Source organism: Streptomyces sp. NPDC005963, from assembly GCF_040638655.1.
Taxonomy (GTDB): Bacteria; Actinomycetota; Actinomycetes; order Streptomycetales; family Streptomycetaceae; genus Streptomyces.
The window spans coordinates 100,440-112,538 of record NZ_JBEXVD010000005.1 but is presented as its reverse complement, the minus strand read 5'-3'; the positions used below and the strand labels follow the sequence as shown (position 1 = coordinate 112,538).

Annotated in this window: 7 protein-coding genes and 1 tRNA gene; 7 read left to right on the top strand and 1 reads right to left on the bottom strand. The window is 71.1% G+C overall.

The window, feature by feature from the left end; genetic code table 11:
- Positions 1 to 19: 19 nt before the first annotated feature.
- Positions 20 to 568, bottom strand: coding sequence for a DNA-binding protein (locus tag ABZ348_RS10080; protein WP_358931238.1), 549 nt, complete (start codon positions 566 to 568; stop codon positions 20 to 22).
- A 183-nt stretch (positions 569 to 751) separates the two neighbouring features.
- Here ABZ348_RS10080 and ABZ348_RS10075 point away from each other — a divergent pair.
- The 7 genes from ABZ348_RS10075 to ABZ348_RS10045 all read left to right on the top strand — a co-directional run bounded on the left by ABZ348_RS10075 (position 752) and on the right by ABZ348_RS10045 (position 11,933).
- A tRNA-Ala gene (locus ABZ348_RS10075) sits at positions 752 to 824 on the top strand.
- Positions 825 to 1,505: 681 nt separating this feature from the next.
- The gene (locus ABZ348_RS10070) at positions 1,506 to 2,231 is read left to right on the top strand and encodes a Crp/Fnr family transcriptional regulator (RefSeq protein ID WP_358931236.1); all 726 of its coding nucleotides are present in this window, start codon (positions 1,506 to 1,508) and stop codon (positions 2,229 to 2,231) included.
- A gap of 343 nt (positions 2,232 to 2,574) precedes the next feature.
- Entirely contained in the window at positions 2,575 to 3,519 is a 945-nt protein-coding gene (locus ABZ348_RS10065; RefSeq protein ID WP_358931234.1) for a hypothetical protein, read from the top strand.
- The gene (locus ABZ348_RS10060; protein WP_358931232.1) at positions 3,516 to 6,419 is read left to right on the top strand and encodes a hypothetical protein; all 2,904 of its coding nucleotides are present in this window, start codon (positions 3,516 to 3,518) and stop codon (positions 6,417 to 6,419) included. The genes ABZ348_RS10065 and ABZ348_RS10060 overlap by 4 nt, the downstream gene beginning before the upstream one ends.
- Positions 6,416 to 8,707: a hypothetical protein gene (locus tag ABZ348_RS10055; RefSeq protein WP_358931230.1), complete on the top strand. Its 2,292-nt coding sequence runs from the start codon at positions 6,416 to 6,418 to the stop codon at positions 8,705 to 8,707. The genes ABZ348_RS10060 and ABZ348_RS10055 overlap by 4 nt, the downstream gene beginning before the upstream one ends.
- Positions 8,704 to 9,222, top strand: a complete 519-nt coding sequence (locus ABZ348_RS10050; protein ID WP_358931229.1) for a Pycsar system effector family protein — start codon at positions 8,704 to 8,706, stop codon at positions 9,220 to 9,222. The genes ABZ348_RS10055 and ABZ348_RS10050 overlap by 4 nt, the downstream gene beginning before the upstream one ends.
- A 308-nt stretch (positions 9,223 to 9,530) precedes the next feature.
- Positions 9,531 to 11,933, top strand: coding sequence for a vWA domain-containing protein (locus tag ABZ348_RS10045; protein WP_358931227.1), 2,403 nt, complete (start codon positions 9,531 to 9,533; stop codon positions 11,931 to 11,933).
- Positions 11,934 to 12,099: the final 166 nt, after the last annotated feature.

Sequence of the window (12,099 nt, the reverse complement as noted above, 5' to 3'; positions counted from 1 at the left end):
TCTGGTTCAGCCTCGGTGATCAGCTCTGGTGCGACTCGTAGTGTGCGACGGCATCCGCCGTGCGCCCTGCTCCGTAGACCCGGAGGAACTCTGCCAGTTCCGGATGGGTCGGGGCGAGTGAGTCCGCGGCGTCGATGATGTCGCCCGCGGCGGAAACGGACCGCAACAGGGACTGGATCTCCCGCACCACCCGGCGCACGGTGGGGGCGCCGGAGCTGCTGGTGGTCTGGCTGGTACCGGTCAACACGGAGCCTCCCTGCGACTTCTTGACCTCTTCCATGCGGTCGGTGGCCTCGACGGCGCTGACACTTCCGTCGGCGACCAGGCTCGCCAACTCCTGGAGCGCTTGGACCCGCTGGACCACCGCAGGATTGCCGATCTTGGCCCGCTGGCCGCTCATGAGCTGGGAGAGCATGGGAGCGGACAGACCGAGAACGGCCGCGAGCCGGGCTTGGTTCAGCCCCAGGTCGTCGATCAGCCGCCGAAACAGCGCCCCCAGCGGCTCCCCGTACCAGCTTCGCTGGAGCTCCCTGGCTCTTGCGGTCGTTTCCTGCTGCACGGCGTCCATGTGCGTCTCCCCATCGCTTCCCCAAAGCGGGCTTCGCTGCTGCGAACCTCGTCGTGCATCTTACGGAGAGTGGTCGCCCACGGGGAGTCCTAATCGTTTTGCAGGATCACCCGAAACACCCGGTACTCTGGGTCTGCGGATGTGGCCGGGACCCGTGGTCCAATCGGCTTCGTCCTCGCATGAGGGGCCTTAGCTCAGTTGGTAGAGCGCTGTCTTTGCATGGCAGATGTCAGGGGTTCGACTCCCCTAGGCTCCACTCGATGAATGCCCTCCGACCTGCGAAAAGCTGGTCGGAGGGCATTTCTTTGTCGTACGGGCCGGGGAGATGAGCGCCCTGGGCGCGAACCGGCTGGTTGGTGGCACCGGCCTGCTGGTGGAACGGCTCGGCCGGTGGTTTACGGGGTCGTGGGACGGCCCTCTTCACCGGGAACGCCCGTACGAGGTTCCGGACGGCGGGCGATCGCTCTGGGTTCCGGCTTCCGGAGCGCCCCTCGGTTTCGGGCTCAGGGACCGCTCGGTTTTCGGAGCAGGGCTTTCGGTTCTCGGGTCCGGTGGTGGGGCGGCGGCGGCCGAATCGTCGATGCGTCGGCGAATAGTCGATGTTGGTGGGTGGTCGATGTGGTGGGTGGGCGGTCGAGCCGGTGTGCGGTTTCCGGGGTTTCAGCGGAGACTGCCGGAGAAAGTGGTTGAGCGGAGAGAGCGTTCATAGCAGTCTGGCGTCGAGAACGGGCCCTGCGGAGACCGGGGACCCCGACACGGTGTCCTGGCTGAAGATCGCTGCACCCGAGTGCGGATGGTCCCGGCTACTCGGCCGGTGGTGGAGCAGGGCGGCTGGGCCCGTGGTTCAGCCGAGGTGCATCCGCTCGATCGCTTCCGTGCCTCCCAGGGGGTCACTACGCTCGATGGGCGACGCACAGGGCGAGGGGTGGCGCGAGCAATGAGCCTGGTCGGGCGAGGACGGCCGTTTCTCCACGGGCTGGGGAAGCAGGCCAGGGAAGAGCTGCTGGGCCTCGGCGCGGAACGCAAGTTCGCTGCTCAGGAACACCTGTTGCGGGAGAACGACGAGGGCAGCCATGTGCTGGTGATCCTCACGGGCTGGGCCGTCGTCTCCACGGCGACCGAGCGGGCGTCGTCCCGGCTGATTCTGGCCCTTCGTGGCCCAGGCGAACTGGTGGGCGAAATGGCGATGCTGGACGGTTCGCCGCGCAGTGCCACGGTCACCGCCCTTGGTCCCGTATCCGCCAGGGTGATCATCAGCGAGCGGTTCCGACGGTTTGTCGCGGGCACCCCGCAGGCGAACGGTCTGCTGATGGCCCAGCTCGCGGCCCGGTTGCGCAGCGCCGACGAGGAGCGTCGGTCACTGGCCTCCTTGACCGTGCTCCAGCGTTTGGCGGAAAGGCTGTTGGAGCTCCCCGCGGTCGGTCCGGCCACGGTCCAGCGCGGGGCTGAGACCGCTGCGGAGGTGGTGTTGGTCGATCTGGCACAGCACGATCTCGCCGATGCGGTCGGCGCCACCCGTGAGGCGGTGGCCAAGGCGCTGCGGTTGCTGCGCGACGCCGACGTGGTGCGGACCGGGCAGCGAAGGATCGAGTTGGTCGATCCGACGGTGCTGCGTCTGCTCGCCTCGGGCGGCAGTTTCGACTTTCGCAGCCGAACGTCCTGAGGATTTCTCCGTATCGGTGTGGGCCGATGGGGCGTAGCTGCGGATCGCCCGTGTGTGGCGCTGAGACGGATTTCCGTCACGGCCGTATCAAGGAGTGGCTCACCCCGTTCAGCGGTGTCTTCTTCCCCCTGAGCTCCGTGTTCGTCGGTTCCGACGCTGGGCAGCGGGTGGCGATCGGGGTAGGGGGGCGCGGGGGCGTGCACTTGGTGGTGGGGTAGTGCGCAGGGGGCGTGCACACCTTCCAGAAGATCCCAATGCTTCAGAACGATGTGTAAACGACCACATGCCAATGCCCTGGGGACGGGGATGCTGACCTGCATCCGTGAACACCAGGGGAGGCGCAATGGGTGCCGGGGCTGTCTACAAGTTCCTGATGAGTGTGGATGCCCGTGGGTCAGGTCGCTATCTGGACAACGCCAAGCTGCGGATGCGTCGGCGCATCTACGCATTCGCCGATGACGCCTTCGACTCCAGCGGGGTGGGCCGGTCGTTGATCCATCGGGAGGACCGGGGCGACGGCTTTCTCGCCGCCGTGGACGCCCGAGTGCCACCCGCGCAGTTGATCGGCCCTTGGCTGGCCGAGTTGTACCAGGTGTTGCGCGATGGCAACGAGGAACTCTCCGTACCGCTCGGGTTGCGGGTGAGCATGCATGTGGGGCCCGTTCAGCACGACGACGACGGAATGGCGGGCGAGGCCGTCGACCAGGTCTGCCGGTTGGCCGAATCCGATGTGACCCGCGATGTGCTGGCCCACTCCGGCCGTGACCTCGTCTGCGTGGTGTCCGACTCGCTCTATCAGGCGGTCGTCAAGCACGGTGGCCGGTTCATGGAGCCGTCGACCTACCGGCCGGCGCGGCTGATGTTGAAGGAGGGCCCCCTCACGGCCTGGTACCACATCCCCGGTGAGACACGGCCCGCCGTTCCGGGAGACGTCGAGTTCGGGGCGTATCGGGGGGCGGGTGCCACGCCCGAGGCCGGAGGCACCGCCCGGAACGGGTCACAGGGCCCGTCCGCCGCCGCCGCTGCTCAGGCTGCCGAGCCGGACGGACAGCAAGGGCAACAAGGGCAACAGGGAGCAGAGGGACGGGCCCAGAGGTACGTCGCATCGGCGGACCCTTGGCTGCCGGGAAACCTCACTGACCAGGAGGAGTCGGACCGGGACCGAGAAGGCGCCCACTTCGAGGTGCAGGCCGACGGGGACAGCATCTTCGTGGACCGCGGTGACTTCCGCTACGGCACGACCCACTTCGGTGGACGTCACTCCACTCCGCCCAGGGGTGAGCGGTGAACGCGGATGCCCCCGGCGCGGGGGCCGCACCCGCCCGCCCGCCCGCGCAGGACGCCGGACAGGCCGACCGGGGCCGGGAGCGTGGGCCGGACCGTCAGGACCGGGACCGTGGACAGCGGGACCGGGACCGGGAGCCGGACCGTGACCGCGGGCAGCGTGACCGCGACAGGGACGGGGATCGCGACCGCGGCCGGGACCGTGATCGGGACCGTGATCGGGACAGGGACAGGGATCGGGACGAGGACCATCGGGGGCGGGATGAGCGCGGGGACCGTGGTGACTCCCCCGGCTCGGGCGGGCAGGACGACGATTCCGACGACGCGCGCAACGAGCGCGCCGAGCGGGAGCAGCGGCAGGGTGAGCGTTTTCGGGAGGCCATGGGCGACCCCTTGGCCGACACCGGCGCGTCCGGTGGCACCCGGGCCTCCACCCGGGCCCGCCGTGAGGCCCAGGTCCGATTCGAGGTCCGGGGCAACAGCGGGGTCTTCGACCGCAGCCGGTTCGGCCACGCCCACTTCGGCGATGTGTACGTCGGTGGGGGCGGCACGGCCGGGGCACCCGTCTTCGGCATGGTTCCCGATGAGGAGCTGGCCCGGCTGCGGCAGGTCTACCGGGCTCCGAACGGCTACCAGTTGCTCAAGGACGTCCTGCGCAACCGACGCGTCCTGCTGCTGGGGGGACCGCCCGGGACCGGACGGTCGACCACGGCGCTGTGTCTGCTCGACGAACTGACCACGGCCAGCAGGACCCGCGGTGCGGAGGGGGCCGACGGCACGCAGAACGACGGGCGGGTAACCCGGCTCGATCCGTCCGCCGCGGCCCATCTCGTACGAGATCTGCCGGCCATCGTCGCCGGTGTGCCGCAGGGGGGCGGCATGATCCTCCAACTGCCGGAAGAGGCGGGGGACTGGCCCGTTCCGCAGGAACTGCATCTGGACGCCCTGTCGTCGGCGTTGGCCGAACGGTCCGCCTACGCGGTGCTGGTGGCGTCCCCGTCCTCACCCGGCGGCGGGCTGCTCACCGGACGGTACGGGCGCCAGTGCCCGCCGGCGCCGGCGCGCGAACTGCTCTCCTGGCACCTCGTCAGGGGGCTTTCCCACCAGGCAGAGACGACCGAATCCGGCGTGCTCGACGCGGGAAACCAGATCCTCGATCACGCCCTGTTCCAGCAGGCGTTGGGGATCCGGCTGGATTCGCTGCGGCCCGGGGAGACGGAGTACGTCGCACGTCTGGTCGTCCGGCACGTCAGCGGCGGGCTCAGTCGTCCACAGCTGCTGGACTCGTGCGGGGAGGTGGCCCGACGGCAGGCGAGGGAGTGGTTCACCGGGCGCGGTGCGGTGCGCGTACCCGCTCTGGGCGATGACTCCGGGCGGGGCGCTGAGCAGTCGGCGGACAACCTGGACGGCTGGCTGCGCGAGATGGCCTTCCGGGTGGCGCTCGCAGTGCTGGACGGTGAGGCGTTCAGCGCGGTCGCCGATGCGGCCGACCTGTTGGCGTGGGAGCTCCTCCAGGCGCGCGATCCAGCTCGGGCACCGGGTCGGCCCGTGTTCACCGAGAACCTGGAAGGGCTGTTGGCCGCCTGCCGGGCGGACCTTTCGGTGAAGGACGACGACACGTTCGGCGGGGTGCCGCTGCCGGTGCGCGCGGTCGCCTACCGGGGCGAGGCCCTGGCCGGTGCCGTACTGGCGGAGGTCTGGGAGCGCCACCACTCGGCGCGGGCCCCCATGGTCCGGTGGTTGCGGTCCCTCGCCGACGATCCCCGTCCCCAGGTGTGGACGCGGGCCGCCGTGGTAGCGGGCGAGCTGTGCGCGGCCGACGTCGGATACGGGTTCACCGAACTGATCCGTCCGCTGGCTGCGGCCGACGCCCCGCGGCGCCGGTTCTTCGCGGCCACGGCCCTGGACCAGATGGGCGGCCGTGAGCCCCACCGGGCGGCCGTGCGCGCCGTCGTGCGGGACTGGGCGGACGCCACGGACTCGGAGCTGTGCTGGACGGCCGCGATCGTCCTCGGCTACGGGCGTACCGAACAGGACACCCGGTACGCGGTCGAGTTGCTCGGTGACATCGGCAGCCGACAGGAGGGCAAGTACCTCCAGGTGGCGTCGTTCTCGCTGGCCAGGCTCGCATCGGGCAGCAGGGCCACGGAGGTGCTCACCGTCCTGAACGAGTGGGCTGCGGAGCTCACCGGTGAGTACCGCAACCTCGCCCTGTTGAGCGCCCTGCGCATCGCCTGGGCGCGGACCGATGAGCTGTGGGAGCCCGAGACCGGAGCGTCGGGGACCGCTGAGGACGAGGACCGCGGTCCCCAGGGCGGGGATTCCTCGTCATCGGGGCTGCCCGTGCACCGGCTGCCGCCCGCGGTCCGTCCGAACCGGCGTTCTCCCTCCGTGCGTTGGCGCTCGACGACCCTCTCGTCGGCCCCTCGTGCGGTCACCGAGGAGACCGACCGAGAGTTGGAACTGCGCGCGCACTGGCCGTTGGCGCTCGCGGTCGCGGTGGCGGTTCCGGGAGCTGCGCCTCCGTTGGCCGATCTGCTGTGGCGGGCCGCCGACACCCATCTGTCGAGCGAGGGGACGGCGGACGCGCTCCGGGACTGGTTGCGGGTGGCCGAGGAGGACGCCGTGGTTCCGGGGCTCGATCGACGGCAGCGGATCTATGCCTTCGAGGATCACGAGCCCGTGGCGGGGGCGGAGCTCGATCCGGTGCCGGGGGAGATCCTGCGCGCCCTGCTGTGGTTCCTGCCGCAGTTGATGCGTCAGAGGCGGGACTGGGAGCGGCTGCTGTGGCTGCTGCGAACCATGGCGGACGCCCCTGATGAACCTTTGAACGAAGCCTTCGCGAGTCATGTGCGGGACGTAGTGGGGGCCGGGCTGCCCGGCCGGAGAGAGGAGCGGAGTTGACCGGCTACCGGGACGAGAACGGGCAGCAGCAAGAAGCGGAATCGCCTGAAGAAGGTGGCGAGCAGGGCCGGGAGAACGGATCGGAGTCGCCCGGCCATCCGGGGGACAACGGCCGAAGGCTCCCGGAGAGCATTCCGGGACCCTTTCTGAGCGAGAGGCCCTTTCCCGGGCGGGGGTTTCGCCACGACGGCGGAGCCCAGGCGGCGTCGGTGGTCTTCTACGAGGGCGGCGGCTGCACCGTCTTCACGGTGAACGGACCTCACGAGGTCCGGGAACGTCGTTTCTGGGCCCGTCCGCTGAGCGTCTGCTATGTGGCGTGCGGGCGCCACATCACCTCCTTCGATGTGCGACTTCCAGCTGCCGGCGCGGCCACCTTCTTCGTCACCAAGATCACTCTGCGGTGGAAGGTGACGGACTACGAGCGGGTGGCCGTGAATCAACTCTCCAGCGTGGAGAGGGACCTCGGCGAGGAGATCGTGGACCGGCTGCGCGAGGTGTCCGAGCGCTATCCGGTACGGGAGGCACAGCAGGCCAACACCGCGATCCGGGCGGACATCAGGGCAGGTCGCTGGCGTGATCTCGGCGCCGAAGTGGGGCTCAGCGCCGAACTGTTCGTGGACGTGGGCACCGATGAGGTGATCATCGGTCAGGTCCACGAGGCCCGTACGGACGAGGGCGAGGAGCAGCGCGTGGGGCGGCGCTTCGCCGCCTACTCAAAGCTGGCCGCCGGGTCGGCGTCCGATCGGCTCGCCTATCTGATGGCGTCCGGTACGAAACAGGACGTCAAGGGCGTCATCACCATGATGCAGGAGGACGACGCCCAGGGGCGCAGCGATACCCGGGACTTCTTCCTGCGGATGCTGGAGCAGGACCGGATCACCAGCCCCGAACTGGAGGCTCATCTGCGTTCGTTGATCCTCCCGGGTCAGCGCTCGCCCGACCCCCAGTACGAGGCACTTGCCGAGCGGGCACTGCCACCCTCTCCGCCGCCCCGGCTCTCCCTGCCGCCGGGTTCGTCCGGCGGCGGTGGCGCACAGCCGCCTCGGGGCGGTTCGCGCGAGGAGCCGCCGTGGCCCGGCGCGGACACGGGACCGAGGAGCGGACAGCCGCGGGAGGGGCGGGTCTGGAACGACGGCTCCTGGGTGGACGAGGACCGGGCCGCGGGCGCAGGCGGCCGTGGCGGATCGAGCCGCCGCCCGGAGCGGGACCTCTGGGACGACGACGATGCGCCGCGAGCCCAGCTGTACGCGGACGAACCGCGGGCCGGCCGTTCCTCGGCGGGGGGACGGTCTGGGGAGGACGACTCTTCCCGTCGTCGGCCGCACGGTGGGCGGAGCGATGACGAGCGGGCGTCCGACCGGCCGGGTCCGGACCGGGGCTCCCGCCGGAGGTCTGCTGACGCCCGTGACTCCGATTCGGGCAGTGCGGACCGGTGGTCCTCATCGGGTTCCTCGCGCTCCGCTCGGTCGGAGCGCGGGCGCTCGGACGATCAGGGGTGGCAGGACCCCCCGCGGGGAGACCGCGATCGGGCCGGGGGCCGTGACCGGGACCGTGACCGGGAGAGTGGCCGCGATCGCGATCGTGACAGGGACGACAGCGGTTGGGACCGGGGCGATCGCCCCGGGGGCGGTCGAGACACCCGGGACGGGTCACGTCGGCAGGGGGAGCCACGGCCCGCGGATGCCCGTCGTGAGGGCAGTGACGGCAGTGAGGGCGGTCGGGGTGGTCGTAGCGACGGCGGAGGGCCCGACCGGGGTCGTACACGGCATGGCTCTTCGTGGGACGACGAGGAGCGGGACCGTTCCGGCGCGGCCGGGTCGGCTGGTGGCCGGGGCCGGGAGGACCGTACGCGCGACGGTGTGGGGCGGGACGCCGGACGGCGGGACGACCGGTCGTGGGACGCGCCCGAGGGTCGATCGGGTACGAGGCGTTCGACGGTCGACGGCCACGGGGACGGCCGCACCGGCCTCGACCGCCGTGGTGACGGACCGTCCCGTGACGACCGGCGCTGGAACGACGGTGACGCCACGAGGGACGGCCACACCGAGGACCGTCGCACCGAGGACCGTCACGCTGGGGACAGCCGTGCCGGGGACGAGCGGTACGGCGACGACCAGCGGCGGGACGACCGCTACGGCGGCGACCGGTACCGAAGCGACCGCCCGCGGGACGACCGCTACCGGGACGACCGCTACCGGGACGAGCCGCCCCGCCGGGGCGAAGACCGGCGTGAGCGCCGGGGCGACGACTACTGGTCCGTCTCCGACGACGAAGGGGGCCGGGGATGAGCAGCCCCGTGCTCGTCGACAGCGCCGAGGGCGCCGGCGCCGGCTATGCCGCCAGCCGCCTGCTGACCTTCATAAGGGAGGACCTGGCACGCGCCGACACCAAGGCGTCGGTGCTGCTCTCCTTCGTCCTCGCCCTGCCCGCGCTCGTGGCGAGCAATGCGAGGTTTCCTGACCGACCGTCCACCGTGGGCATGGGGCTGCTCGCGGTGGGCGGTCTCGTATGGGTGTTCGGAGCCGTGTCACTCGTTCGGGCGATACTCCCCCGCTTTCGAACTGAACGGGACGGGCCCGGCATCACCTTCTACGCGGATGTGCTGGCGATCCACCGGGAGTCGGGTCAGGCGGGAGTCCTGGCGGCAGTGACGGCCGCGGGTGGGGAGCCGGCCGCCTGGCTGGTCACCCAGACCGTCGACCTGAGCAGCATCCTCGCGCGGAAGTACCGCTGCATCCGCTGGGGCGTGTGCTGGTTGCTCGTGGGGGTGGTGGGGGTGACGGCCGGATTGCTGACGGTCTGACGAGGACAGGGACGGCCCGGGCAGGGGCCGGGGACGAGAGCAATGCCGTTGACGGGGCCGAGCAGGAGCAGCGGGAACGACGCCGCGGCGGACACGAGCACGAGCGGTTGGCAGGAAGAAAGACGGGGTGGAGAGACGTGAGCACAGATCCGAGCGGCGACCGGAGCCGCACAGCCCGCGGCGCGCCGGCGCCGATGGGAGGCGGTCCGCAGCGGCACGCGGACCATGAGCCGGGGGGCCGGGCGGGCACGCCCAGCGGGATCGATACGGGGGATTCCGCTGGGTGGCCCGCCTCGGGTGGATGCGGCGTGCGCGCTTCGTCGCGTCGTACCGGGGGCCGTCGTCGGATGCTCGGCGGCGGTGCGGCCCTGGGCGCCTTGGTGCTGGCCGCCTTGACGCTGTCCCCGCAGCCCGGCCAGGGCCTGGACGGCGGCTTCGATTCGGCCGCGCTCGCCCGTGAGGAGACGCAGGACCCGGTCAACGCCGCGATCGTGGTGGACGTGTCCGGGTCCCTGGCCGCGAAGGACGTGGAGCGCGAACGGGACGCAGCCGAGCGCATCGTGGTAGGCGAGATGTCGAACCTCTCCCGGATGACGGTGCTGGGGTTCGCCAGTGCGGACAACGACCGGCAGTCGCCGGTGGACGAGGTCTGCCCGGCCACCACCCTCAGCGGGGTCGCCCGCGAGAAGCTCAGCGACTGCATCGGCAAGCTCAAGAGCCGCGAGCAGGACGAGGGCAACGGCACCGACTTCCCTTCGGCCATCCGCCAGGCCGTGGACCGGCTGGGCGAGGGCGAAGCGAACGTGCCCAGGGTCCTCTTCCTGCTCACCGACGGCCTCCTCGACGTCGAGGACAGCCCGATATACGGGGATCCCAAGGACCGCGAGGCGAACGGCAAGCGCGAGTTGGCGGAGGCGCTCGCCGAGGCCAAGGCCGCCAAGGTGCAGATCTGGCCGCTCGGCTTCGGCAAGGCGGACGGCGCCAAGCTCAAGGAGATGGCGGCCGGTGCGTTCCAGGGCTCGTGCGCCAATCTGCCGCAGGCCAAGCCGCAGGCCCGTACGGTGCCGGACGCCGAAGCCGTGGGCGACGCCCTCCAGGCCGCCTTCGCCGGGGCGCGCTGCCTGGTCTCGGACAAGCCCGTCAAGGGCACCCCGCCGACCGATGTCCAACTGAGGATCTCCCCGCTCGCCACGCTGGCCAGCATCGTGGTGTCCAAGGGGGACCCCAAGGTCACCGTCACGTACATCGATCCGTTGGGCAAGAAGATCGAGCCGGGCAAGCACCGGGACGGATCGACCTTCACCCTCGCCGGTGAGGGCAAGAACGTGGAGGCGCTGCGGGTCACCGACCCCCGGCCGGGGAAGTGGACGGTGCACCTCGACGCACCGGAGGGCCACCGGGACAAGCTCGCCAGCGTCGGCGTGCAGTGGCGCGGCTCGCTGCGGTCCTCGATCAGCATGAAGCCCACCGCTCCGCGGCCCGGTGAGAGCCCGGTCGTGGAACTCCAACTCCAGACCCGTGACCACCAGTCCATCACCAACCGTGAGGACCTCGACCGGCTGCGGGTGTCGGCCACCCTCAGCGGTGACGGCTTCAACCCGGTCCCGATCTCCCTCGCCGACGACGGCGACGGCGAGGACCGGAAGGCGCGGGACGGCATCTTCTCCGGCACGGTCAAGGTGCCCGGGACGGCGAACGGTGCCCTGAAGGCCGTGGGCGTGCTCGGTGCGGTCGGCCTCACCGCGGACCACCGGCCCTTCCCCACCCGCATCGGCGGCGTCAACGAACCGGTGCGGGCCGACATCAAGGTCTCCGACACCACCGTCCACCCGGGCGAGGGCGCCCGGTTCACCCTCAAGGCGGAGAACCACACCACCACCCGACGGACGCTGAGCCTCAACGTCGTGGACACCGCACCCGGTGATCTGACCCTGTCGCGACGGGACTTCGCGCTGGACCCCGGGGAGTCCATCACAGAGTACGGCACCCTCCGCGTGGGGAAGAAGACCGAGGGCCGCACCCTGGCGGGGAAGATCCGCGTCGTCGACAGTGCCGCGGACGCAGAGGTGTTGGAAGAGACCCTGGTCACCATCAAGGTGGTTCCGCTGCCCTCGGTGTCCGAGCGCCTGTGGCGGGACTACTGGTGGGCCATCGTGCCGGGGGCGATCCTCCTGGCCTGTCTGATCGCCTATCTGATCTGGTCCTGGCGCGCCCGCAAGATGCGCGCCGACCCCTCGGGGCTGGTGCTGAGGCTGCTGGTGCCGCACGGCGGCGGGCACCGCGAGGGGAGCTCACTGATCGTCAGCACGGGCGGGGTGGTCCCGTACCGCTTCGAAGTGGTCGATGAGGAGAGCGACGATCCGCGGCTGGAGCCGCGTCCGAGCAGCGGTGGCTACTACCTGCGGCGCGGTCCGCGGGGCGGGCTGTTGCGGATGCCGGGGCGGGCCGAGGAGACCGTGCGGATCGGTGGCTCGGTGATGCTGCCCGGCAGCACGGTCCAGTTGCGCATCGAGCCCGGTGCCCGGCGGGGTGCGGTGGGCGGCGGTGCGCTGCGGCGCCTGGTCCGGCTGCTGGATGGCAGCGGACGCCGTGGTCAGGGCGGTGCGAGCGGTCAGCAGCAGCGCCCGGGCGCCACCTCGGGTTCCGCCTATCCGTCCTCGTCGGGCGGTGTGGGGGCGTCCTCCGGGAGTTCGTCGCACCCGGACCTGTAGGGCCCTCGTCCGGATCCGGCTGCATGGCCGGATCCGGACGGAACCCCCGGCCGGGTGGCCCGGGCCGCACCGGCCGCCAACCGTCGGGCCATCCGACGACCACACCCCCCACGCGAGCACGGCACCAACCACAGCACTGCACATCCCTCACCCACAACCGGCCGGG

Excerpts from the sequence above, each read along its gene's own strand:
- ABZ348_RS10050 (WP_358931229.1), top strand. The coding sequence starts at position 8,704 with ATGAGCAGCCCCGTGCTCGTCGACAGCGCCGAGGGCGCCGGCGCCGGC.
- ABZ348_RS10080 (WP_358931238.1), bottom strand. The coding sequence starts at position 568 with ATGGACGCCGTGCAGCAGGAAACGACCGCAAGAGCCAGGGAGCTCCAG.
- ABZ348_RS10065 (WP_358931234.1), top strand. The coding sequence starts at position 2,575 with ATGGGTGCCGGGGCTGTCTACAAGTTCCTGATGAGTGTGGATGCCCGT.
- ABZ348_RS10070 (WP_358931236.1), top strand. The coding sequence starts at position 1,506 with ATGAGCCTGGTCGGGCGAGGACGGCCGTTTCTCCACGGGCTGGGGAAG.